General features: G+C 65.1%; 26 protein-coding genes. 19 read left to right on the top strand and 7 right to left on the bottom strand.

Going from position 1 to position 21,878, the window contains the following annotated elements; translation table 11 throughout:
• Positions 1-155 precede the first annotated feature (155 nt).
• From CA234_RS13525 to CA234_RS24615, 12 genes are all read left to right on the top strand, one after another.
• Complete coding sequence (locus CA234_RS13525) at positions 156-512, top strand: hypothetical protein (protein WP_004212653.1); 357 nt, start codon at positions 156-158, stop codon at positions 510-512.
• 140 nt (positions 513-652) lie between these two features.
• Positions 653-1,132, top strand: coding sequence for a heavy metal-responsive transcriptional regulator (locus CA234_RS13520; RefSeq protein WP_007406417.1), 480 nt, complete (start codon positions 653-655; stop codon positions 1,130-1,132).
• Positions 1,129-1,350, top strand: coding sequence for a hypothetical protein (locus tag CA234_RS13515; RefSeq protein WP_004212658.1), 222 nt, complete (start codon positions 1,129-1,131; stop codon positions 1,348-1,350). The genes CA234_RS13520 and CA234_RS13515 overlap by 4 nt, the downstream gene beginning before the upstream one ends.
• Before the next feature lie 59 nt (positions 1,351-1,409).
• The gene (locus CA234_RS13510; RefSeq protein WP_007406382.1) at positions 1,410-1,730 is read left to right on the top strand and encodes a hypothetical protein; all 321 of its coding nucleotides are present in this window, start codon (positions 1,410-1,412) and stop codon (positions 1,728-1,730) included.
• A gap of 23 nt (positions 1,731-1,753) precedes the next feature.
• On the top strand, positions 1,754-3,664 hold the full coding sequence (locus CA234_RS13505) for a 2Fe-2S iron-sulfur cluster-binding protein (RefSeq protein ID WP_030089529.1): 1,911 nt from the start codon (positions 1,754-1,756) through the stop codon (positions 3,662-3,664).
• Positions 3,664-4,392, top strand: coding sequence for a hypothetical protein (locus tag CA234_RS13500; RefSeq protein ID WP_126001929.1), 729 nt, complete (start codon positions 3,664-3,666; stop codon positions 4,390-4,392). The genes CA234_RS13505 and CA234_RS13500 overlap by 1 nt, the downstream gene beginning before the upstream one ends.
• Positions 4,389-5,111 carry a hypothetical protein gene (locus CA234_RS13495; RefSeq protein ID WP_007406380.1) on the top strand — a complete coding sequence of 241 codons (723 nt, stop codon included), beginning with the start codon at positions 4,389-4,391 and terminating at the stop codon, positions 5,109-5,111. Before CA234_RS13500 ends, CA234_RS13495 begins: the two co-directional genes overlap by 4 nt.
• A complete protein-coding gene (locus CA234_RS13490; protein ID WP_007406411.1) occupies positions 5,098-5,541 on the top strand; it encodes a DUF1622 domain-containing protein in 444 nt (147 codons plus the stop codon). The genes CA234_RS13495 and CA234_RS13490 overlap by 14 nt, the downstream gene beginning before the upstream one ends.
• Before the next feature lie 14 nt (positions 5,542-5,555).
• The gene (locus CA234_RS13485; RefSeq protein ID WP_015449267.1) at positions 5,556-5,996 is read left to right on the top strand and encodes a four-helix bundle copper-binding protein; all 441 of its coding nucleotides are present in this window, start codon (positions 5,556-5,558) and stop codon (positions 5,994-5,996) included.
• A gap of 332 nt (positions 5,997-6,328) precedes the next feature.
• On the top strand, positions 6,329-7,552 hold the full coding sequence (locus tag CA234_RS13480; protein WP_016743863.1) for a glycoside hydrolase family 130 protein: 1,224 nt from the start codon (positions 6,329-6,331) through the stop codon (positions 7,550-7,552).
• A gap of 228 nt (positions 7,553-7,780) precedes the next feature.
• Positions 7,781-8,071 carry a hypothetical protein gene (locus CA234_RS13475; protein WP_007406388.1) on the top strand — a complete coding sequence of 97 codons (291 nt, stop codon included), beginning with the start codon at positions 7,781-7,783 and terminating at the stop codon, positions 8,069-8,071.
• A 318-nt stretch (positions 8,072-8,389) separates the two neighbouring features.
• Positions 8,390-8,791 (top strand): hypothetical protein, encoded by a 402-nt coding sequence (locus tag CA234_RS24615; RefSeq protein ID WP_015449265.1) that lies wholly within the window; start codon positions 8,390-8,392, stop codon positions 8,789-8,791.
• Positions 8,792-8,895: 104 nt separating this feature from the next.
• Here the strand turns inward: CA234_RS24615 and CA234_RS25340 are convergent, their stop codons facing one another.
• On the bottom strand, positions 8,896-9,201 hold the full coding sequence (locus tag CA234_RS25340; RefSeq protein WP_206431195.1) for a hypothetical protein: 306 nt from the start codon (positions 9,199-9,201) through the stop codon (positions 8,896-8,898).
• A 318-nt stretch (positions 9,202-9,519) separates the two neighbouring features.
• Between CA234_RS25340 and CA234_RS13460 the strand changes: the two genes are divergently transcribed.
• The 7 genes from CA234_RS13460 to hutC all read left to right on the top strand — a co-directional run bounded on the left by CA234_RS13460 (position 9,520) and on the right by hutC (position 17,429).
• Positions 9,520-11,040, top strand: coding sequence for an aldehyde dehydrogenase family protein (locus CA234_RS13460; protein WP_037447974.1), 1,521 nt, complete (start codon positions 9,520-9,522; stop codon positions 11,038-11,040).
• A 26-nt stretch (positions 11,041-11,066) separates the two neighbouring features.
• Positions 11,067-12,092 (top strand): alcohol dehydrogenase AdhP, encoded by a 1,026-nt coding sequence (gene adhP, locus CA234_RS13455; protein ID WP_037447976.1) that lies wholly within the window; start codon positions 11,067-11,069, stop codon positions 12,090-12,092.
• A gap of 25 nt (positions 12,093-12,117) precedes the next feature.
• A complete protein-coding gene (locus CA234_RS13450) occupies positions 12,118-13,824 on the top strand; it encodes a copper resistance system multicopper oxidase (protein WP_015449263.1) in 1,707 nt (568 codons plus the stop codon).
• The gene (locus CA234_RS13445; protein ID WP_015449262.1) at positions 13,821-14,807 is read left to right on the top strand and encodes a copper resistance protein B; all 987 of its coding nucleotides are present in this window, start codon (positions 13,821-13,823) and stop codon (positions 14,805-14,807) included. The genes CA234_RS13450 and CA234_RS13445 overlap by 4 nt, the downstream gene beginning before the upstream one ends.
• A complete protein-coding gene (locus CA234_RS13440; protein ID WP_015449261.1) occupies positions 14,801-16,042 on the top strand; it encodes an MFS transporter in 1,242 nt (413 codons plus the stop codon). The genes CA234_RS13445 and CA234_RS13440 overlap by 7 nt, the downstream gene beginning before the upstream one ends.
• 68 nt (positions 16,043-16,110) lie before the next feature.
• Positions 16,111-16,548: a DUF411 domain-containing protein gene (locus tag CA234_RS13435; protein WP_004213035.1), complete on the top strand. Its 438-nt coding sequence runs from the start codon at positions 16,111-16,113 to the stop codon at positions 16,546-16,548.
• A 191-nt stretch (positions 16,549-16,739) separates the two neighbouring features.
• Entirely contained in the window at positions 16,740-17,429 is a 690-nt protein-coding gene (hutC, locus tag CA234_RS13430) for a histidine utilization repressor (RefSeq protein WP_230588639.1), read from the top strand.
• Positions 17,430-17,432: 3 nt separating this feature from the next.
• Here hutC and CA234_RS13425 read toward each other — a convergent pair whose 3' ends face one another.
• The 6 genes from CA234_RS13425 to CA234_RS13400 all read right to left on the bottom strand — a co-directional run bounded on the left by CA234_RS13425 (position 17,433) and on the right by CA234_RS13400 (position 21,811).
• A complete protein-coding gene (locus CA234_RS13425; protein ID WP_037447984.1) occupies positions 17,433-18,167 on the bottom strand; it encodes a PepSY domain-containing protein in 735 nt (244 codons plus the stop codon).
• Positions 18,164-18,538, bottom strand: coding sequence for a hypothetical protein (locus tag CA234_RS13420; RefSeq protein WP_234703093.1), 375 nt, complete (start codon positions 18,536-18,538; stop codon positions 18,164-18,166). The genes CA234_RS13425 and CA234_RS13420 overlap by 4 nt, the downstream gene beginning before the upstream one ends.
• 103 nt (positions 18,539-18,641) lie before the next feature.
• A complete protein-coding gene (locus CA234_RS13415; RefSeq protein ID WP_016743851.1) occupies positions 18,642-19,049 on the bottom strand; it encodes a response regulator in 408 nt (135 codons plus the stop codon).
• An 81-nt stretch (positions 19,050-19,130) separates the two neighbouring features.
• Positions 19,131-19,754: a response regulator gene (locus CA234_RS13410; protein WP_037447987.1), complete on the bottom strand. Its 624-nt coding sequence runs from the start codon at positions 19,752-19,754 to the stop codon at positions 19,131-19,133.
• Positions 19,744-21,279 carry a PAS domain S-box protein gene (locus CA234_RS13405; protein ID WP_030089528.1) on the bottom strand — a complete coding sequence of 512 codons (1,536 nt, stop codon included), beginning with the start codon at positions 21,277-21,279 and terminating at the stop codon, positions 19,744-19,746. Before CA234_RS13405 ends, CA234_RS13410 begins: the two co-directional genes overlap by 11 nt.
• Before the next feature lie 58 nt (positions 21,280-21,337).
• Positions 21,338-21,811, bottom strand: coding sequence for a DUF305 domain-containing protein (locus CA234_RS13400; protein WP_015449253.1), 474 nt, complete (start codon positions 21,809-21,811; stop codon positions 21,338-21,340).
• Positions 21,812-21,878: the final 67 nt, after the last annotated feature.

Below are 21,878 nucleotides of genomic sequence, written 5' to 3'. Positions count from 1 at the left end.
AACTCCGCGTCAATAAAGATCCGGCCCGGGGAAGAAGATCGGCTGCGGCCTCTACGTATATCGAGGCTGGACCCGGGACCGTAGTCCCAAGCCTGAAGAGACGCTCTTCCCCTCGGCAAAGTCCGGGCGGTGGCTTACCATCCAAGGAGGTGAATATGGTCAGAAAAACTCTCATGGTCGCGCTTGCCGGCATTTCGATGCTTGCTGCCGTCCCCGCTATGGCCCAGGGCATCGGGCACAGCCTGTTCATGCGCGGCTCGATCGTCGACACGGGCAGCAACGGCACGGTCGTCTGCATCGGCAAGGCCGATGGCGCCGAGGTCGGCCAGAAGCTCGAGGTCTATCGCGTCGTGACCCATCCGGGTCCGTCCAAGGGCGTGGCGCCGACCTATCACCGCCAGCTCGTCGGCCATGTGACGATCGACCATATCTTTGACGATCACTTCGCGCACGTGTCCGTCGCCGACGGCACGCCTGCCAGGCACGACATCGTCGAGCTTCGCAAGAACTGACAAGCCGGTGGCCCGGCGGCACGGGCTGCCCTGCGACGCGTCGGGGCAGCGGGCCGCCGGCGACGAGGAGACCGTTCGGGGTCAAAGCGAAACCGCTTGACCCTGGACCATGGTCCAACCGGCATGATCGAGCGGATGACATGGGCAATTTCAAGATCGGCGAACTGGCCGCGGCCGCAGGCGTGGGGCGGGATACGATCCGCTATTATGAGCGGATGGGCCTGCTGCGCGAGCCCGCGCGCACGGCAGCGGGCTACAGGCTCTACGACGCGACCGACCTCGAGCGCGTCAATTTCATCCGCTCGGCGCAGGAGCTTGGTTTCACACTCGAACAGGCCCGGCAGCTGCTGGCGCTCAGGGCGTCGGACACCGCGCATGCCCAGGCCGTGCTCGATATCACGCTTGCCAAGATCGCGGACGCCGAAGCCCGGCTCGAGCGCCTGTCGGATATCCGCGACATGCTGCGGATGCTCGCCGACGAATGCCCGGGCGAAGTGCCGGTCTCCGATTGCCCGATCCTCGCCTTCCTGACGGCGCGGCGGAAAGACCAGCAGCATAACAAGAAACATCAGGCAGCGCAGGACGAACGATCACCACGAGCGAAAGGGGTTTTGTCATGAAGAAAATGCGTTTGATCGCCGTCCTCACGCCGGCGCTGCTTCTAGGCGCCTGTGTGACCACGCGGCCGACCTCGGCGCAGGTCGAGAGTTGCCGGGCGATGGAGGGCAATATGGGTCTCCAGACGCCGCATGATCATGGCGAGATGAAGGGGCAGGGGCGCAACCCGATGAACCTCTCGCACGACCGGTGTCTCCAGATTCTGCGCAGCGCGCAATGAGCCGGTCCGGACGCCAGGGATGGCGCCCGGACACAGTTTTCAAGCCAAGGAGCAAAGCCATGATCGACCATGCGAAGAAAGCCCTTCCACTTGTCGGCGGAAGCCTGTTGCTGGCGCTCGCGCTTTCGGGCTGCGACCGCCAGGCCGACCAGACGGTGCCGCCCGCGGCGAACAGCGTCGCCGCCACCCCGGTCCTGACCGACAGCGGCAACGCTGCAGACGCGGCGCCGATGGACGCGATGAGCAACCAGGCCGAGATGGAGCGGCATCACCGTCAGGCGATGGACCATGACGCGATGCGCGCCGGGGCCGGCAACCAGACCGCGCCGGCACCCGATCCCGCGCCGGGCAATGCGGCGATGCCGATGAAGGATATGTAGGCTCGCACACTAAGGGGATGAGGATGTCCAGGCGGATCAGCCTTCGACGCTTGAGCCTCGGCTGCGCAATCGCTCTCAGCCTGTCCGCGAGCGCGGGCGCGCAGGAGGGCGAGGATCATGCCGCGCATCATGGCGCAGGCATGCCGGCCGGCGGGGGCATGTCCGCACCGGCAGAGCCGGGGTCGTCGGACATGGCGAAGATGATGAACCCCATGATGGATCGCATGATCAATGGGGAAGGGGAGAATGAGCACGGCCACGAATCGCGCCGGACCGGCTTCATCTCGCAGCTGCTCGCCTTTCCCGCGCTTGACGAAGCGGCAAGGCAGCGGGTCGCTGCGCAGGCCGGCGAACGGGTAAGCACGGGTCTGGCGATGATCAACGCCGCCTCGGCCGACGGCGCGCGTGCGACCACGGTCTCGGCCCGGCTCGATGCGGCGCGGCGCCTGCGCGAGGGAACCGACCTGTTCCGCTCCGGCACCGCCGCGCAGGGCGCGATCGGGGGCTTGCAGCCGCCCCGGGAGGTCGGGCTTGCCTGGCTGCGCGATCAGCTCGACATCGACCAGGCCGCGCCCGGCCATGCCGATCACTGGTTCGGCATCTCGCCCTCGCACCTCCTTCTCATGCTGTTCCTGGGGCTGGTGAGCGCCACGCTTATCGCGCTGCAGATCTTCCGCCTGCGGCGGATCGGGGCGATCGCCGGCGGTGTCGCCACCGCCAAGGTTCCAGCAAAGCCGGAGCCGAAGGCTGCCCCTCCCGCTACCAGGGTTGCGCCCGCGCCTGCACCCGTTGCCGACAGCGCCGGGCTCGCGCCGAGCAATGCGGCCGCACCCGCTGGGGCGTCGCTGCGCAAGCCCAAAAGCTGGGCGGGGCAGCTGCGCGTGGTCCAGATCGTGCGAGAGACGCCGAGCGTGCTGACCTTCCGGCTCGCGGACCCGACCGCCGACCGGCTGCCGTTCGACTTCCTGCCGGGCCAGTTCCTGCAGGTCGAGGTAGAGCCCGAAGCGGGCAAGACCGCGCGCCGTTCCTACACGATCGCCTCTTCGCCGACCCAGCGGGCCTATGTCGAACTGACGGTCAAGCGCGAGGAGCAGGGCGTGGTCTCGCGATACCTGCACGACAAGGTCGTCGCCGACGATCTGCTGAAGGTCAGCGGACCGTTCGGCGCCTTCACCTTCACGGGAACGGATGCCCAGAGCATCGTGCTGATCGCGGGCGGGGTCGGCATCACCCCGATGATGTCGGTGCTGCGCTATCTCACCGACACCGCGTGGAAGGGTGATATCTTCTTCTTCTACGGCGCACGGTCGACCGAGGAATTCGTGTTCCGCGACGAGCTCGAGCGGCTCGAACGCCGTTTTCCCAACCTCCATGTCGTCGCCGCGATGCAGCGCGCGCCCGGCACCGTCTGGATGGGCCCCGAAGGGCCGATCACGCGCGAGATGATCCTGGCCGCGGTGCCGGAGATCGCGAGCCGGCGCATCCATATGTGCGGCCCGCCGGCGATGATGGGCGCGATGCGCGGCGTGCTGGCGGAACTCGGCGTCCCCGAAGCGCAGCTGCACACCGAGGCGTTCGGTCCGGCCTCGCTGCCGGCCGACCACGAGGATCTCGAGGTCAAGCCCGCGCCCCCGCCAGCGGATAAGCCGGCCCCGAGCGCCGAGGTGGCGCCGAGCACGGTGACCTTCTCCGTGTCGGGGGTGTCGGCGGCCTTGCCCGCGGACGAGACCGTGCTGGAGGCGGCCGAGGGCGCGGGCGTCGAGATCCCCTATGCATGCCGTGCGGGCACATGCGGCGCCTGCGTGGTCAAGCTGCTGCAGGGCGAAGTGACGATGGAGGTCGAATCCGGCCTTGCGCCCGCCGACAAGGCGCAAGGCTATGTGCTCGCGTGCCAGGCGAAGGGGACGGGCACGCCGCTCGTGGTCGAAGCCTGATGCGCGAACGCAGCGACATTGCCGTGGGCCTGCTGGTCGCGTTCCTGCTGCTGTTCCCGTTCGGCTATCTCGTGCATGTGTCGCCCCGCTTTCCGGGTAGCCTGGCCGGCGGGATCATCGGGATCGCAGCGCTCGTGCTGATGCTGCTGACGCTTCCTTATGTCGCGGCCAAGCACATCGCCTGGGTCGACAAGGCGCTCTCCCGGGTCGTCAGCAAGCCAACCCTGCTCGCCATCCACGTCTATGCCGGCGTGCTGGCGCCGATCCTGGGTCTGGTCCACGCCGCGCACAAGCTCGAAAGCCCGGTCGGCCTGCTTCTGACCGTCCTCCTGCTGATGACGGTCATCACCGGCTTCATCGGCCGCTACCTGCTTGCCCAGCTTGGTCGGGCGCTGCGCGGACGCAGGTCAGAACTGGCCTCGCTTCGCGCCGCCTTCCTCGAGGAGCCGGCGGCGCCGACGCAGGCCGATACCGCAGCCCCGCCGCTGTCGGGCTGGAAGCGCTATCTGTTCGTCGCCGGGGATGCGTCCGCGGGCCAGCGCCCCCAGGACAAGGCGGGGATCGCCGCAGCGCTGGCCGATACCGAATTCGCGATCCGTGCCGAAGAGGCAACCAACACCCTGTTCGCGCGGTGGCGGTTCCTGCACATCCTGCTGGGCTGTCTCATCTTCGCGCTGCTCGCGCTCCACGTCGGCGCGGCGATCTATTACGGGCTGCGCTGGCTATGAGCTGGCAGCGTCTTTCCTACGCCGTCTTCATCGCAGCCCTGCTGGTGATGGTCGCCGCGGTCGCGATCCGGATGCGATCGGACGCGCCGAGGGATGCCGGCCTGGTGGCGCAGCTCGTCTCGCCCGGCCCGCTCTCGAGCGCGCACCAGTCCTTTGCCGGCCAATGCACGGCCTGCCACACGCCGGGCAAGGGCGTCGAAACCCGGACCTGTCTCACCTGCCATGCGGGCACCGATTTCGGGACGAAGCAGTCGACGCAGTTCCACGCGAAAGCGACGCAGTGCACCTCCTGCCACGTCGAACATGAGGGAGAGCGCGGCATCATCCGCATGGATCACGCCGCGTTGCTCGACATGGCGAAGTGGCGGCAGCCTTTGGCGGGCATGTCGACAAACACTCGAAGCCTGACCCCCGAGACCGCGCTCAATTGCGCGAGCTGCCATGCGTTCCGCGATCCGCACCAGGGCCTGTTCGGCACCGACTGCGCGAGCTGCCACAAGACCGACAGCTGGAAGATCGCCAATTACCGCCATCCATCGGTCAATTCGACGCAGTGCGCCGAGTGCCACAAGGCGCCGCCGAGTCACTTCATGGAGCATTTCAGCATGGTCTCGCAGCGCGCAGCCGGATCGAAGGCGCGCGTCGACCAATGCTATGCCTGTCACGCCACCGACAGCTTCAACAATATCCGCAAGCGAGGCTGGTATGATCACCATTGAGGCCGACTGGCTGAGCGCCTTCTTCCGGCTCGCGGTGATCGGCCTGGAACTGGCGGGCACGCTGACCATCCTGGTCGGCGCGGGGCTCGCAACCTTTCTGTTTGCGCGGCGGGCGAGGGCGGGCGACCGAACCGAGGCCTATAGCGCGTTCCGCTCGGCGCTCGGCCGCAGCATCCTGCTCGGCCTGGAATTTCTGGTCGCCGGCGACATCGTCAAGTCGCTGGTGATCAACCCAACGCTCGACGATCTCATCGTTCTGGCCGGGCTGGTGCTGGTGCGGACCTTCCTGAGCATCTCGCTCGGGGTCGAGATCAACGGCCACTGGCCCTGGGAGGAAACCCGGATGGCGCGGGAGAAGGCGCGTGCGGCGTCGGATGGGTCGCCTGCGACGGCTGAGGCCGCCGGATGCGGCACAGCGCTCAAGGGATAGCAGATGGGAGGTGCATGATGATCGAGAGACGCGAATTGCTGATGGCCGGCGCCGGCCTTGCCGCCGCCGGAACGCTGGCTGTGCCGGCGGCGGCGCAGCAGCATCGAATGGAAGGGATGGCGATGTCGATGACGGACTGCATCGACGATTGCGTGGCTTCGCACCGCATGTGCCTGGAAACCGCCGCTTGGCTGACGAAGCAAGGCGGCGCGTCAGCTACGGCGTCGCTGATCGCCATGCTGAACGACTGTGCGGAACTGTGCCAGGCGACCGCCAACTCGATGCTGCGGGAATCTGCCCTGCACCGCATCGTCTGCCGCGCCTGCGCCGACGCTTGCGAGCGCTGCGCCGAGGAATGCGGACGCCATAGCGCGGACCAGCGGATCGCGCGTTGCTCGGCCACCTGCAAGAAATGCGCGGCGAGCTGCCGAACGATGGCGGACATGTCGAGCTGAGCGGCGCGCTTCGCACGTGCCCCACATAGTCACGTTCAGGCCAGAGCCCCCGGTCACAGCTTGTGTGTCCGACAACTACGCCAGGACAGCGATCATGGCACGTGGCACAAAGTCCGAGTATCCGGCAACGGCGGAAATCATCGCACCCGCCATCGCCGGAGCCTTCCGTGCCGCCACCCGATAGTCGGGTAATGCCGAGCACCATCTTTACGATTGCGTGAACGCTCCACGGTCGATCTGTATTGGAGAAGTCAGTGTCAACCGCCGAATTTGTCAACCGGCTACCCGAATTGCTCCGCCCCAATCCAGCAAGGGTAGTGATCAGACCCTATATGCCGTCGACGGAAACCTATAAATATGCGGTACCGGATCAGCCACGTGCGCAGCGCATCGCCGACCGCGTCCTGGCGCTCGACCCAGCATCGCTCCACGATGAGTTGCAACGCATTCTTGATGATTTCTCGGGAAGGCATCGTGAGGTTCCGTCCCTGTTTTTGCGGCGGTTCCACGAGGTTGATGGCATCATCGTCTGTGATTGCGAGGTCACCCATGAACAGGCGCTCTTGATCGGTGCCCATTTTTGCAACGAATATTCCTATGAGGCAGCAGCGCTTTTCAATCCGAGCATCGTCCTGCATCCTGATCAGTCTGCTGTACCTGAAAACTCTCTCCGATTCATTCTTTCCCTGCGAGGCGTGGGCGAGGGGCATATCTCCTCCGTCACCTTTCGCACCGGGTTTTGCGCCGCGGACGGAACCATAGCAATCAATCCTCCGAGCCCCATGCCGCTCGTGCTGGAGACTGAAAACATCTCCGGCGAGGACGGGCCGGACGCGGGCATTCGGATCAAGTGCGATGGCAGCCACGATCTCTCGGAGATCGTGATCTTTCCGACAACCCCCAGCCAGCGTGGTGGCATCGAAGACCTTCGCTTGGTCCGCTTCCTGGACGACGATGGCCGAGCCACCTATTTCGGTACATATACGGCATTTAGCGGCCAGTCCGTCCGGCAGGAGTTGTTGTCCACGCCGGACTTCCGGACATTCGAACTCAGACCGCTGCGTGGGGATGCCACCGGTAGCAAGGGCATGGCGCTTTTCCCCCGACGCATTGCCGGGCACTTTGCCATGCTTGGGCGCGAGGATAACGAAAATATCTGGTTCCTGACGTCCGCGGACATTCACGACTGGAGTGGCGGAGCGAAAGCCATCGAACCTCGCTGGCCTTGGGAGTTTGTCCAGATCGGTAATTGCGGATCGCCGATCGAGATCGACGAAGGCTGGCTGGTCGTAACTCATGGAGTCGGCGCCGTTCGGAACTATTGCATCGGGGCGTGCCTGCTGGACCGTGACGATCCCTCGAAGCTGCTGGCGCGGACGAAGCTACCGCTTTTGCGGTCGGACATGGATGAGCGCGAAGGTTATGTGCCAAACGTAGCCTACAGCTGCGGCGCGATGGTACATAATCGGGTGCTGGTACTGCCTTATGCCATTGCTGACAGCTTCACCACTTTTGCCACTATTCCTCTCGAGCGTCTGCTGGCCGCCATGGATTAGTCACTGTTGCCGACCTGTCCTGCTCTCGAGTCCGAACCATAGTTACACATCGGCACAACAACGATGCCAGTGCGATAATTTATGGCCATCTCAGAGACGGACTTCGCACATTACGTATACAGCAAGGCGGAAGGTGACACCATTTCACGGGCAAGCTCCGGAAGGGGCGACAATCGACCGGGCATATGCTCGATCGAACGGGAAACCCAGACTTGAAGGAATGGATACTTGCGCAAGAAGACGGCAATGATCGCTTCGCTCGCAGCTCTCGGCTTCCTCGCCGTCAGTGCCGGACCGGTGCTGGCGGACGGGATGCCGCCGGGCATGCCCGATCTTGAGGAGACCCTCAAGGCCAGGCCGGCGCCTGCCCAGCCCGATCCTGCCCACATGCAGGGCATGGCTCACGGTAAGGAGCAGATGCACGGCCAGATGATGCAGGGCCATCGAATGGCGATGCGGGATTCGCAGGACCAGGACGGCGCCTCCGGCATGTCACACAGGTCGGACGGTGGTTGCTGACCCTGCCATCATTCCATCAGACGACAAGGTTGACGGACAAGATCATGGCCGCTTTCAACCGAAGCCTTGGTCCGCCGTTCCCACGGCGGGCCAATCGCTTTTCTGGCCGGTCTCAGGACGAGAAAACCAGGCCGGGTCACATTTTTGATCGATCCCGGATCATCATTTTACGCGCCTGCTCCAGCAGGCACACGGCCGATCGGATTTCGATTCGTAACTTACGTATACAGACAGCGTCTCGCTAGCAGCATTGAAGCTTCGGAATTGCCGGGATCGGAACGTCGATCGGGCAACAGGAAGAACACTCGGAGACCCTCAATGCGACAGACGACATTTCTCGCGGCGCCCGTCAGCCTCTTCGCGACGCTAACCTTCGCCGCCGGCACCGCTCTCGCCCAGTCGACGCCCGCGCCCGCGCAGGCTGCGCCGGCCCATGCCCACCAGCAGGGCATGGATCATGGCGGGCAGCAGATGCACGATCAGATGATGAAGGATCATCAGGCCGGCGCGCAGAAGCAGCAGGGGCAACCGGCCCAGCAGGATCAACAGGGCATGTCGGGGATGGCCGGCATGTCCGGCGGCTCGCCTGCATCGAACGGCTCGGGCATGGCCGGTAAGGCGAAGAGTGGCTGCTGCAAGATGCCGATGAAGAAGGCCAAGCCGGCGGCGAAGAAGAAGACCGCCAAGCCCATGGCCGACAAGCCGATGAGCGACATGTGAGGTTTCCAGCCCCGAGAACAGACCCCAGGGGCTGAGGGCCCGCCGTTCCCCCGCGGCGGGCCAGTTCTTTGACGATGCCCAGCGTCGCCCCGTGCTCCCAGCTTTCAAAACCGGGTCCGAGCGTCTGACTTGACAGAGGAAACAGCGATGCGAAAACATCTTGGCGTCGGTGCTGCTGTTGGCTTCTGCTCTTTGGCAGCACGCCGCTCCTCGCACAGGGTATCGGCCATAGCTTGTTCATGCGCGGCAAGATCGTCCGTATGGATGCGGGCGGCACAGTGGCCTGCCTGGGTAAGGCCGATGGCGCGCACATCGGGCAGATACTCGAAGTCTATCACGCAACGCCGCGCCACCGCCGTCTTGTCGGTCATGTCGAAGTCGACCAGATTTTCGACGACCATTATGCTCATTTCCGCGTGAGGGACGGGACGCTTCAGAAAGGCGATTGGGTGAGCCTAAAGCGCGTCCGGGCGTAACGCCAGAATTGGAATGCCAAGCGCCGCCCTCGCCAAAAGAAGACTCGGCCGAGTAACGCCTGTCTCGGCATAATTCCGATCAGGCGTGCGCGAATACGTTCAGGAGTCGATGAATAGTCATCGGCTCTGTTGGCGTGTCTGACCCTCAAGCCCGCGACCCCGATACCAGACTACCTTCTGCGGAACTTACTTATAGGCCACCCGGGCAAAGAGATTACTCCGTCAGGCCATCGATAGAGATGGAGTCAGGTTATGTTCGAGAAGGCGATCGGGACCATTAACGCGGCGGCCTCCTTCCGACACCGCTATGATAATTTCATCGGAGGCCGCTGGAGCGCTCCTGCGGGCGGCGAGTATTTCGCCGACACGAGCCCGATCAATGGCGCCCAGATCGCAGAGTTCGCGCTGTCGACGCCGGAAGATGTCGAGCGCGCGCTCGATGCGGCGCACGCCGCCAAGGATCAATGGGCAAGGATCGCGCCCGCCGAACGCGCCAGGATTCTCAATCGCGTCGCCGACCGGCTCGAAGACAATCTGGAGTTGCTGGCACTTGCCGAGACGATCGACAATGGCAAGCCGATCCGCGAGACGCGCGCTGCCGACGTGCCGCTCGCGATCGACCATTTCCGCTACTTCGCCGGCTGCATCCGGGCGGAGGAAGGCGGCATCTCGACGATCGATGCGGACACCATGGCCTATCATTTCCGCGAGCCGCTCGGCGTCGTCGGCCAGATCATCCCGTGGAACTTCCCGCTGCTGATGGCGGCGTGGAAGATCGCCCCGGCGCTGGCGGCGGGCAACTGCACCGTCATCAAACCCGCATCCCAGACGCCGCTCACCTTGCTGATGTTCGCCGAGCTCACCGCCGACATCCTGCCGCCCGGCGTGCTCAATGTCGTTACCGGCCCGGGACGGACCGTTGGCCAGGCGATCGCCGCCAATCCGCGCATCGCCAAGGTCTCGTTCACCGGCGAGACCGTCACCGGCAAGCAGATCATGCACGCCGCGGCGGACCATCTGATCCCCCAGACGATGGAGCTTGGCGGCAAGTCGCCCAACATCTTCATGGCGGACGTGCTCGACGAGGACGATGCCTTCTTCGACAAGGCGCTCGAAGGCTTTACTTTGTTCGCCTTCAACAAGGGCGAGGTCTGTACCTGCCCGTCGCGCGCCCTGATCCATGAGTCGATCTTCGACCGCTTCATCGAGCGCGCCGTGGCGCGCGTCGCCGCGATCCGCCAGGGCGATCCGCTCGACCCGTCGGTCCAGGTCGGCGCGCAGGCGTCGGAGGACCAGCTCCACAAGATCCTGGGCTATATCGATATCGGCAAGGCCGAGGGCGCGCAGTGTCTGGTCGGTGGCGCCAGGGCGCTGCCGGGCGGTGCGCTCGACCAGGGCTATTTCGTGCAGCCGACCGTGTTCGTGGGTCAGAACCACATGCGCATCTTCCAGGAGGAGATCTTCGGTCCCGTCCTGTCGGTCACCACGTTCAAGACGGTCGAGGAGGCGATCGCACTTGCCAATGACACCGCCTACGGTCTTGGCGCGGGCGTCTGGACCCGGAGCGGCAACACCGCCTACCGGCTCGGCCGCGCGATCGAGGCCGGGCGGGTCTGGACCAACTGCTATCATCAGTACCCCGCCCATGCCGCCTTCGGCGGATACAAGGCATCGGGCTTCGGGCGTGAAAACCACCGGATGATGCTCGATCATTATCAGCAGACCAAGAATCTGCTCGTCTCCTATGACGAGCACGCGCTCGGCCTATTCTGACCCCCCGCTTAAAAGGAGAAACGGACATGGCGAAAACCATGAAGGCGGCGGTCGTCCGCGAATTTGGCAAGCCCCTGGTCATCGAGGACGCGCCGATCCCGACGGTCGGCCCCGGGCAGGTCCTGGTCAAGATTGCGGCAACCGGCGTGTGCCATACCGACCTGCACGCGGCAGAAGGGGACTGGCCGGTCAAGCCCAACCCGCCCTTCATTCCTGGCCATGAGGGCGTCGGGCATGTCGCCGCCATTGGTGCCGGCGTCACCCATGTGAAGGAAGGCGACCGGGTCGGTGTGCCCTGGCTCTACACCGCCTGCGGGCACTGCGTGCATTGCCTGGGTGGCTGGGAGACGCTTTGCCACGAACAGCAGAACACCGGCTATTCGGTCAATGGCAGCTTTGCCGAATATGTCCTCGCCGATCCCAACTATGTTGGTCACCTTCCCGACAATGTCGACTTCCTCGACATTGCGCCGATCCTCTGCGCGGGCGTCACCGTCTACAAGGGATTGAAGGCCACCGAGGCCCGACCCGGCGAGTGGGTGGTCGTCTCCGGCATTGGCGGGCTCGGCCACATGGCGGTGCAATATGCCCGAGCCATGGGTCTCAATGTGGCCGCGGTCGACATCGACGATAGCAAGCTCGACCTCGCTACACGCCTTGGCGCCACACTGACGGTCAACGCGCGCAACGAGGACCCTTCGGCAGCGCTCAAGAAAGCCATTGGCGGCGCGCACGGGGCGCTGGTGACCGCCGTTTCGCCCAAGGCGTTCCAGCAGGCGCTCGGCATGGTCCGGCGCGGCGGCACGGTCGCGCTCAACGGCCTGCCGCCGGGCGACTTCCCGTTGTCGATCTTCGACACCGTGCTGAACGGCATTACCGTGCGCGGCTCGATCGTCGGCACGCGGCTCGATCTGCTCGAGGCACTGGCGTTCGCCGGCGAGGGCAAGGTCAAGGCCACGGTCCATGCAGACAAGCTGGAGAACATCAACGACGTCTTCTCCCGCATGCATCATGGCGACATCGAGGGCCGGATCGTCCTCGACCTCGCCTGAAGCCGACTTCGCGAAAGTACAGTTCATGTCTCCCTTACATATCCGGCCGATCGCGCGGCGCCGTTTCGTCCAGGGGCTGGCGATCGGCGGCGCGGTCGCCGGTTTCGCCCCGGCGCTTCTCGCGCGATCCGCACCAACCTTGCCCGCTGAGCTGAGCGGGACCGAGTTCGACCTCGAGATCGCCGAGCTGCCGGTCAACTTCACCGGCAAACGCCGTATCGCGACCGCCGTGAACGGCAGCGTGCCCGCGCCGGTCCTGCGCCTGCGCGAAGGCGACACGGTCACGCTGCGCGTACGCAACGGCCTCAAGGAGATGTCGAGCATCCATTGGCACGGCATCATCGTGCCGGCGGAGATGGACGGCGTGCCCGGCATCAGCTTTGCCGGCATCGCGCCGGGCGAGACCTTCACCTATCGCTTCGAGGTCCGCCAGAGCGGAACCTACTGGTATCACGCTCACACGCTCGCCGAGCAGACGGGACTCTATGGAGCGATCATCGTGGAGCCAAAACAGGTGCCGACGGCGCGGGCGCCCGATCGCGACTATTGCATCGTGCTCAGCGACTGGTCGGACGAGCCGCCGCTGCAGATCTTCCTCAATCTCAAGAAGCAGAGCAGCTACTATAATTTTGCGCAGCCGACCGCCGGCGATTTCCTCAAGGATGTCGGCACCATGGGCTTGGGCAAGGCGCTCGAGCGGCGGCGGATGTGGAACAGCTCGCGGATGAACCCGACCGACTACAGCGATGTCTCTGCCGCGACCTACACCTATCTGATGAACGGCGCGCCGCCCGCCGGCAACTGGACCGGTATCGCCGCGCCCGGCGAGCGCGTGCGCCTGCGCTTCGTCGGCGCGGGGACGGCGACGTTCTTCGACGTGCGGATCCCCGGGGTCGAGCTGACGGTCGTATCGACCGACGGGCAGCCGGTCGAGCCGGTCACGGTCGAGGAATTCCGGATCGGCCCGGGCGAGACCTACGACGTCGAGTTCACCATGCCCGAGGGCGGCGCCCGCACCATCTTCGCGCAGGCGATCGATCGGAGCGGCTATGCGCGTGGCACGATCGCACCGGCCCCGGGCATGGCGGCAGCCGTGCCGCCGCTCGATGCCCGGACCTGGCTCGAGCCGGTCGACATGATGGGCGCGATGGCGACGATGGGCGCAATGGGAGGCGACGCGCATGCCGGGCACGGCATGACCGAGATGCCGGCCAGGGCACGGCACGCCCGCACCGAATATGGCGCCAATACCGACATGCGCGTCGACTATCCGCGCACCAATCTCGACGATCCCGGCGCCGGGCTGCGCGGGCGCGGCTGGCGCGTGCTGACGCTGGCCGATCTGCGCACGCCGGGCGGCGATCCCGACCCGCGCGAGCCCGAGCGCGACATCGAGCTGCATCTGACGGGCAATATGGAACGGTTCATCTGGTCGCTCGACGGCATCAAGCTCAACGATTCCAGGCCGCTTCATTTCAAGCCAAACGAGCGGCTGCGCGTCACCTTCGTCAACGACACGATGATGGCGCATCCGATGCATCTGCACGGCATGTGGAGCGATGTCGAAGGCCCGGACGGCGCCTTCCAGGTCCGCAAGCATACGGTCGTGGTCCAGCCCGCCCAGCGGGTGAGCTTCCGCGTCACCGCCGACGCCATGGGCCGATGGGCCTTCCACTGCCATCTGCTCTATCACATGGCGGCCGGCATGTTCCGGGAGGTGGTGGTCGCATGATCCGGATTTTCCCCTCGCGCGGCATCGCTCTTGGCGCTGCCCTCTTCCTGGCGCCGGCGATCACGGCTCCCGCCCTCGCGCAGGATGCCTCGCCCCCGTCGCCCGCCGCCACCCCTGCCCAAACGGCCACTCCCGCTCAGCACACCCCTTCCGCGCAAGGCTCTCAGGACCATGCGGGCATGGACATGCCGGGCATGGATATGACCGACACGAAGGCGTCCGGTAACGGCGCCACGATGGACATGGGCTCGATGCAGGGCGGCCAGGCCCCGCCGGACGCGCGCAACTCGGACGATTATGCCGACGGCTACCGCAACTCGACGCTGCCGGGCTATGAGATGGCCGACAAGCTCTCAATCCCCAAGATACTTGTCGATGAGCTTGAGTTCACCAGCGGCAACGAGGGTCAGGGCGTGGGCTGGACCGTGCTCGTCACCAAGGGTCAGGACAATGACAAGCTCTGGCTGCGCAGCCAGGGGCTCAAGAACTCCCGCGACCAACGTCTCGATCCGGAGAGCAGCGTCGAGGCGCTGTGGTGGCACAGCAAGAACCCGTTCTGGGGCACGCTGCTCGGGGTCAGGCAGGATCTCGGCAAGGGTGCGACCACCTGGCTGGCCGCCGGCGTCGAGGGACTGGCGCCCTATTGGTTCGACGTCCAGCTCACCGGCTATGTAGGAACCGATGGGCGTCTCGCGGCGCGCGCCAAGGCGTCCTATGAGGTCTTGTTCACCAATCGGTTGATCCTTACGCCGCAGGTGGAGACCAATATCTATTCGAAGCGGTCGAGCGATCGGCAGCTCGGCAGCGGCTTCAGCAATGTCGAGCTGAGCGGACGGTTGCGCTACGAGGTGTCGCGCAAGTTCGCGCCCTATATCGGCTTCGTCTGGGAGCGCGCATTTGACGGCACGGCCGATTTCCGTCGCCTGCGCGGGGAAGGGCCTTCCGAACACAGGCTGGTGATCGGCTTGCGCGCCTGGTGGTGATCCGCGGATGGCCACTCGAGGGGTCGACCGCGAACGCGCCGCGTGACAAGGCTGGATCGCAAGCCAACGGTCGCTGGCCGGCCTCCTTTTTCGTCTTGTTGCTCGCGGCGGCTGCGGCGTCGGCGGGACAGACGGCCATTCTCGCCTTCCTTCCGGCACTGGTCGACCCGGCTCGTGGCGCGCTATCGTCAAGCGCTCATGATTTTCATGTCGCGAGCCTGACCGCGGTCCATCCCCTGGCAGCCTTGCTGGCGGCGCCGCTCTGGGGCTGGATCGCGGACCGGGTCGACTATCGGGCGATGTTGCGCGCAGCGCTGGTCATCCTCGCCCTGGTGACCGCGCCGATCGGCCTCGTCGGGCTGCCTGAGCTTTATGCATTGCGCCTGGTGGCGGGGATGGCGTCGGCCGCCATCATACCGTTGGGCTTGCTCTGCGCGAGCTTTGCCGCAAACGAGCGCGCGGACCAGGCGCGGCGCTTCACCTGGCTGACCGCCTTCTTGTTTCTGGGCGATCTCGCCGGTCCGCTGGTGGCGGAGGTCTCGGCCGCGATCCTGCCCCGCGCTCCCCTCATGATCCTCGCTTTCGGCATCGGTGCCGTCGGGGCGGCGCTTTGCGCCGTGCGTCTGCCGCGCTGGTGTGCACCTTGCATCGATGGCGGAGACCTGCCCGCGCCGACGCTCGGCGCGACGCTGATCCTGCTTTTCGTCACGATCGTCGCGGGCGGCGGGCTGGCGGCGATGCATGTCAATCTCCTGGTGACGCGGAGCGTCATTTCGCTGAGCCGCGAAGAGATCGCCTGGATGCTCAGTCTCTGCGGATTGGGCATGCTGGCAGCACAGATCTTCCATGCGAGGCTCGATTGGCTGGTGACCATGCCGAGGCGGCTTGCGGGGCTGACGCTCGGCCTGCTGGCTGCGGCGCTCTTCCTGTTCCCTGTCGCCGCGAGCATGGCCGAACTCAGTGGGATCATCGTTGCTGCCGGCTGGAGCTCGGCAACCCTTCGATTGGTCACCAGCTTCTGGATCAGCGGTGCGGCAGCCCCTTCGGGTCTGAAGCTCGGTCTCCAGCATTCCGCCGCCAGCATCGGGCAGGCGCTCGCGCCGCTGGCGATCGCCGTCGTCGCTCCCGGGGCGCAGCACTTAGTCTTGTGGGGGATTGGTGGTCTGTCGCTGGCGCTGCTTGTGTCCTTGCCGCTCGCCTGGAGGCCGCGCGCCATCGTGAAATCTTCAGCGTGATGAGGGGTAGGGGGCATCAATGCGTATAGATCATTAGGAACCCTATCGCATGCTTCCGGGAGCCGTTCATGAAGACCCGTCTTTCTGCCGCCTTGCTGTTCCTCGCCCTGCCCGGCGCAGCGCTTGCGGCGAATGATGTCGTCGTCCACCGGGACCCGGGTTGTGGATGCTGTGAGAAGTGGGCCCAGGCGCTTCGCGCGAAGCTGGGCCGCACGGTCGTCATGCGCGACGATGCGTCGCGCGGGGCGCTTCAGCGGAGGGCCGGCATGCCGGGCACGCTGGCATCCTGCCACAGCGCGATGGTTGATGGCTATCTGATCGAGGGCCATGTCCCGGTCGCCGATATCAAGCGCCTGCTGGCAACCCGTCCCGTAGGCGTCAGAGGCATTGCGGTGGCGGGGATGCCGATCGGCTCGGAGGGCATGGAAGTGGCAGGCGCCGCCCGCCAACCCTATGCGGTGGTGTCGTTCGGCAGTTCGGGCCAGAAGGTCTTCGCGCGGCATTGATCACGCACGCCTCGGCTCTCGCTGGTGATTTCCTGTTTGAATGACTGGGACTTGCTCGCCCCCACCTGTATAGTCATTTGATGCATGCTCCCGCTCGCCCCCATAGCCGCGCATCCGCTCCCCGGACGAAAGCTGCTTCTGTGGGCGAACCCGCGGTCGACGCTGCCGGTGCGGAGAAGCAACCTCGCTATGTGGCGATCAAAGACAGCATTTTCGAGGACATCCGGGAAGGTCGCCTGAAGCCCGGCGACCAGACGCCGTCAGAGGCCGAGCTCGTCGAGACGTTCAAAGTCTCGCGCATGACCGCAAACCGGGCGTTGCGGGAACTGCAATCGGCCGGTGTCGTGGTACGGCGGGCGGGGCGGGGCAGCTTTGTCGCCGAGCCCCGGCCGATCGGGCAGCTGATCGAGATCCGCAACATCGCGGAGGAGGTGCGCGGCAGGGGCCACGCCTATCGCGCGCGCGTCATTTATAATATCGAGATACGGGCTGATGCGGAAAGGGCAGCTCTGCTGGAAGTCGGCTTGGGCACGCGCCTCTTCCATTCGCTTATCGTCCATCACGAGACCGAATTCCCAATTCAGGTCGAGGAGCGCTTTGTGCTGGCATCTGCTGCGCCACGCTACGGAGAGAGGGATTTCAGCGCCTCGACGCCGAATGAATATCTGACACGTGTTGCCCCGCTCGAGCGAGTAGAGCACCGGGTGTGCGCGGCGATGCCGGATACAGCCATGCGAACAATGCTGGGCCTCGCTGAAGGAGAACCAGTGCTAATGATGACGCGCAGAACCTGGAGTCGCGGACGTCTCGTATCGCACGCTTGGCTCACGCACCCGGGCAATCGGTTCGAGCTATCGGCGGCTTTTTCTGTTGGGACCTAGCGATCAGCCCGCGCCCAACTTGACGGCCGATTTGCGCCTGCGCCGCAACCATCGCACGTCGGCGCGACTGAAGCTCTTAAACAGCAGGTAGAAGCCCGTCCCCGACAGCCACAAAGTACCGAACGCAACGAAGACGATCAGCGGGTGATTGAAGCTGGTGCGGTTCATATAGTCCATATTGTGGAGCATCCAGAAGAAATCCCAGGTGCGCCATGTGTCGCCGCGCATGACCAGGAATCGGCCGGTGTCGGCGGAGATGTAGGCGCTGCTGTTCTCTGCGTCCGCGAAATCCAGTCGCCACATGGTGCCTTCGTGCTCGCGCGCTTCCACATTCGGTTCGGCGAGCAACGTTGCCTTGCGGATCGGTGCTTCATTCACCATCGTCGCGACGTCGCGCGCGACCTGCTCGTCGACCCGAACCGGGGCGCCGCTCGTCGCGTCGATTAGCCGCGTGCCCGTGGTGGATCGAAGCTCGTAGACGGGGCGTGTGGCAAGGGACCGCAAGGCGATGCCGAGCACGGGACCATCAAGAGCGAGCTTTGCCGGCGCAATATAGTCACCGGCAGGTAGGGCGTGCTGATGGCTGGCCTGCGCACTGTGTCCGCCGACCTTCTCCTGATCGAGCAAGGCCATCATCGAGCCGCTCAGAGCCCAAAGGAGAAACTGCACGCCCAGGATCAGGCCGACCCATTTGTGGATGCGCCGAAAAATGAGCGGGGTGAACCGGATTTTCTTCATGCCTTCTTCCTGCGCCGCGGGAACGACCAAAGCAGCAGCCAAGCCCCGGCCAGCGCCATGGCAAGGGCACTCCAGGTCGCCACGCGCAGCAGCGGATTGTTGACGTCGGAGCGATCGTCATAGTCCATGATGTGCAGCATCCACGCGAAATCGAACACGCGCCACAGCGCATGGCGGCGCGAGATCAGCTCACCGGTCTGCGGAGAGAGATACAGGGTTGGCCGGTTCCAGGCATCGAATTCGACCTGCCAATAGGGAGGCTTGCGCGCCTGCATTTCCAGTGGCGCCGTCGTCAGCAGCCGGGCTGCGACGATGTCCCCGGTGCCGCTGTAGATGCGCCGAGCGGCGGCGCGGATTTGTGCCTCGCTCAAATCGGGGATGGGCTGTCCCGAACCTGCATCGAAGAGTCTGACGGCGCAGATCGGCTTTCCACATCGCGCCGGGCTGAGGCTGCCGGGGGCCGGCCGCCACAATTCAATGCTTTCGAAGCGTCTCGATGCGGTGCCGGTCCAACGCTTCGAGCAAAGCCCTGCCGATCAGCGGCTTTGCGAGAACATGATCGAAGCCCGCCTCAGCGGCCCGCGAGGCCAGCAGCGTGTCATGAAAGCCTGAGATCATGATCGCGCGTCCCGACCATCCGATCTCGCGAAGGTGACGCAGCATCGCGAATCCGTCGATGTCGGGCATGCGATAGTCGAGGATGACGCAGTCTGCCTCCTTCGCGCGGGGGTCGGCCAACAGCGCGTGGCCGGTCGTATATCCCCACACGGCATAGCCGCGCGATCTCAGCAGCAGCTGGAGGCCACGCCGCACGCCGGGATCGTCGTCGGAGACGAGGATGGTGTATCTGCCATCATGCTGAGTGGAACGGACCGATGGCATTGCGAGAAGCGGACACCCGTGTGACGATTGCACCATCGATCGCATATCGCGCCTCGTCCCGTCGCTACGTAGAGGTCGCAGTCACTTCGGCTTGCGGCCCATGCCCGCGGCAAAGGCGATCCGCAGGGCTTCGGACAAATTGCGGACCTCGAGCTTGGCCATCAGGCTCGCGCGATGGACCTCGACCGTTCGCGATGAACAGCCCAGGTCATAGGCGATCGTCTTATTGGGCAGGCCGTTCGCCAGCCCTTCCATCACTTCACGCTCCCGGGGCGTCAGTGCAGCGACCCGCACGCCGGCTTCAGAGGTTTCCAGAGTGCGAAGGTCGACATCGTCGAGACGCGCGAACGCGCGGCTGACGGCGCCGAGCAGGGCGGCTTTCTCGAAGGGCTTCTCGAGAAAGTCGACCGCGCCGCCTTTCATGGCCTGCACCGCAACCGACACGTCGCCATGGCCGGTCAGGACGATGACCGGCATATTGACCCCGCGTGCTGCCATGGCGGCCTGAATCTCGAGACCGTCCATCTCGGGCATGCGCACGTCGAGGATGACGCAGCCGACGGCCGCCGACTTCGCCTCCTTGAGAAACTCCACGCCCGAGGCATAGGTCACGACGTCGTAGCCCGCGGTCTTGAGCGCAAAGCTCGCCGCCTTGCGGATGCTCTCCTCGTCGTCGACCAGATGGATGACGCGTCTATCCCCCATGTTCCTCCTCCGCCCGCGCATGGATCAAGGTAAAATGAAAGCGCGCGCCGCCGCGGTCGGGGCGCTCCATCCAGATACGGCCCCCATGCGCTTCGATGATGGTCCGGCAGATCGAAAGGCCGAGGCCCATGCCGTCGGCCTTTGTCGACTTGAACGCCGTGAAGAGCTGCTCCCGGACCTCGTCGGCGATGCCGGGGCCGGTATCCTCCACGGTCACCTCGATCAGCCCGTCAGGGCGCAACCTGGTCGCTACCTTGAGGTCGCGAACAGGACACGCCGCCATCGCCTCGATGGCGTTGCGCATCAGGTTGACCAGCACCTGCTGGATCTGCACCCTGTCGACGAGAACCGGCGTCGCGGCGGGATCGACCGCGAAGAAGCTGCGGATGCCGCGCTCGCGTGCACCGACCAGCGCGAGCTCGCTCGCCTCGGCGACAACCTGCGGCAGATCGTGGAGGCTCTTGTCGACCTCGCCGCGGGCGACGAAATCGCGCAGGCGCCGGACGATATGGCCGGCCCGCAGCGTTTCCTGTGCCGCATCATCCATCACCGACCGTAGCGACACGAAGGGTTCGTCGTCCCGCTCGTCGAGCATGTCGCGGATCGTCTCGAGATAGAGCGCGACCGCGGCAAGCGGCTGGTTGAGCTCATGCGCGAGGGTCGAGGCCATCGTGCCCATCGCGCTCAGCCGGGAGACATGGACCAGCTCTGCCTGCAGTTCCTTGAGCCTGAGCTCATCCTGCTCCTTGGCGGTGAGATCCCGGATGAAGCCGGTGAACAACCGCTGCCCGTCTTCACCGGCCTCGCCAACCGACAGCTGCATCGGGAAGGTCGAGCCGTCGCGGCGCTGGCCGACCACGACGCGGCCGAGGCCGATGATCCGGCGCTCGCCGGTCTGGAGATAATGCGCGATATATTCGTCATGCCGGTCGCGATCGGGCTGGGGCATCAGGCAGGAGACGTTGCGGCCGACGAGCTCGGTTTCCGAATAGCCGAACAGGCGTTGGGCGGCCGCGCTGAACGACGTGATGTCGCCGGTCTCGTCGATGATGATCATCGCATCGGGGACGGTCGCCAGGATCGACTGGAGATGCTGCTCGCGGGTCTCGATTGACGCCCGGACCGCCGCCTCGTCGGTGACATCGCGACTGATGCAGGCAAAGCCTCGATGTGCGTCGCCTTCGAACAGGGCGCTGATCGTCAGGCGCGCGAGATACTCCGCTCCGTTCTCGCAGACCCGCCACGCTTCGCGCTCCAGCGTGCCTTCGTGAAGGGCGGCCGCCAGGTCTGCGCACGGGCGGCCGGCCGCAATCTCGTCGGGCGGGTAGAACAGGTCATGGGGCTGTCCCAGGACGCGATCGAGGGGCCAGCATTCGGCACGCTCGCCTTCTTCATTATAGCTCAGCACGATCCCGGCAGGATCGAGCAGCGTCAGGACATGGCCGCCAGCCTGTCGCAGGAACAACGGCGCAAGCCGCACCACCTCCCTGGCAATCTCGTCCGCCCCGCGCCTCGTGTCGACCATCGGCCGGCTCACATACCTGGCCGGGCGCACGTATCCGGGCGTAGCCCGACCGTGCCACTCAGCGCCGCGCGAGTATGGCCTTCATCTCGTCGATTTCCTGCCGCTGCGAGCGCTTGATCGCTTCGCAAAGCCGGATGACTTCCGGATCGCTGAGCTTTGCTTCCTGGCACATCAGGATCGCCCCGGAATGATGCGGGATCATCGAGCGCAGAAAGGCCGTGTCGCCGATCGTGGTCTGGGTGCGGATGAGTGCAAAGCTGCCGAAGAAGGCGACCAGCGACGCGGCGATCAGCGCGATGTTGGCGGCCTTCGACACGAACATGTGTCGCATGGCGAGGATCATCAGCACCACCATCGGTGCGACCATCATCAGCGTCATGTAGAGCATGTTGAGGTTGTTGTAGAAGCTGTCGAGCCCGTCGATCATGACGAACATCACCAGATACATGATGACGCCGCTGATGACGGTCTGAACGGCAAGGCTCCAATAGGCACCCATCTTCCGGGTGTTCATGTGGGACGAATGGTCCATGGCGTATCTCCTTCGCTCGGCGCCGGCCGACCTGGGTATGAGTGTAACGCCCCGCTCTCTTGTTCGC

It is taken from the genome of Sphingomonas sp. ABOLE (assembly GCF_003950455.1).
GTDB classification, from domain to species: Bacteria; Pseudomonadota; Alphaproteobacteria; order Sphingomonadales; family Sphingomonadaceae; genus Sphingomonas; species Sphingomonas trueperi.
The sequence above is the reverse complement of the archived record's forward strand: the minus strand, read 5'-3'. Positions and strand labels throughout refer to the sequence as shown.

Coding starts and splice junctions, on each gene's coding strand:
- CA234_RS13500 (WP_126001929.1), top strand. CDS start 3,664: ATGCGCGAACGCAGCGACATTGCCGTGGGCCTGCTGGTCGCGTTCCTG.
- CA234_RS13520 (WP_007406417.1), top strand. CDS start 653: ATGGGCAATTTCAAGATCGGCGAACTGGCCGCGGCCGCAGGCGTGGGG.
- CA234_RS13450 (WP_015449263.1), top strand. CDS start 12,118: ATGTCTCCCTTACATATCCGGCCGATCGCGCGGCGCCGTTTCGTCCAG.
- CA234_RS13460 (WP_037447974.1), top strand. CDS start 9,520: ATGTTCGAGAAGGCGATCGGGACCATTAACGCGGCGGCCTCCTTCCGA.
- CA234_RS13515 (WP_004212658.1), top strand. CDS start 1,129: ATGAAGAAAATGCGTTTGATCGCCGTCCTCACGCCGGCGCTGCTTCTA.
- CA234_RS13480 (WP_016743863.1), top strand. CDS start 6,329: ATGCCGTCGACGGAAACCTATAAATATGCGGTACCGGATCAGCCACGT.
- CA234_RS24615 (WP_015449265.1), top strand. CDS start 8,390: ATGCGACAGACGACATTTCTCGCGGCGCCCGTCAGCCTCTTCGCGACG.
- CA234_RS13410 (WP_037447987.1), bottom strand. CDS start 19,754: ATGGGGGATAGACGCGTCATCCATCTGGTCGACGACGAGGAGAGCATC.
- CA234_RS13435 (WP_004213035.1), top strand. CDS start 16,111: ATGAAGACCCGTCTTTCTGCCGCCTTGCTGTTCCTCGCCCTGCCCGGC.
- CA234_RS13510 (WP_007406382.1), top strand. CDS start 1,410: ATGATCGACCATGCGAAGAAAGCCCTTCCACTTGTCGGCGGAAGCCTG.
- CA234_RS13495 (WP_007406380.1), top strand. CDS start 4,389: ATGAGCTGGCAGCGTCTTTCCTACGCCGTCTTCATCGCAGCCCTGCTG.
- CA234_RS25340 (WP_206431195.1), bottom strand. CDS start 9,201: ATGAGCATAATGGTCGTCGAAAATCTGGTCGACTTCGACATGACCGAC.
- CA234_RS13445 (WP_015449262.1), top strand. CDS start 13,821: ATGATCCGGATTTTCCCCTCGCGCGGCATCGCTCTTGGCGCTGCCCTC.
- adhP (WP_037447976.1), top strand. CDS start 11,067: ATGGCGAAAACCATGAAGGCGGCGGTCGTCCGCGAATTTGGCAAGCCC.
- CA234_RS13505 (WP_030089529.1), top strand. CDS start 1,754: ATGTCCAGGCGGATCAGCCTTCGACGCTTGAGCCTCGGCTGCGCAATC.
- CA234_RS13425 (WP_037447984.1), bottom strand. CDS start 18,167: ATGAAGAAAATCCGGTTCACCCCGCTCATTTTTCGGCGCATCCACAAA.
- CA234_RS13490 (WP_007406411.1), top strand. CDS start 5,098: ATGATCACCATTGAGGCCGACTGGCTGAGCGCCTTCTTCCGGCTCGCG.
- CA234_RS13485 (WP_015449267.1), top strand. CDS start 5,556: ATGATGATCGAGAGACGCGAATTGCTGATGGCCGGCGCCGGCCTTGCC.
- CA234_RS13405 (WP_030089528.1), bottom strand. CDS start 21,279: ATGGTCGACACGAGGCGCGGGGCGGACGAGATTGCCAGGGAGGTGGTG.
- CA234_RS13415 (WP_016743851.1), bottom strand. CDS start 19,049: ATGCCATCGGTCCGTTCCACTCAGCATGATGGCAGATACACCATCCTC.
- CA234_RS13525 (WP_004212653.1), top strand. CDS start 156: ATGGTCAGAAAAACTCTCATGGTCGCGCTTGCCGGCATTTCGATGCTT.
- CA234_RS13400 (WP_015449253.1), bottom strand. CDS start 21,811: ATGGACCATTCGTCCCACATGAACACCCGGAAGATGGGTGCCTATTGG.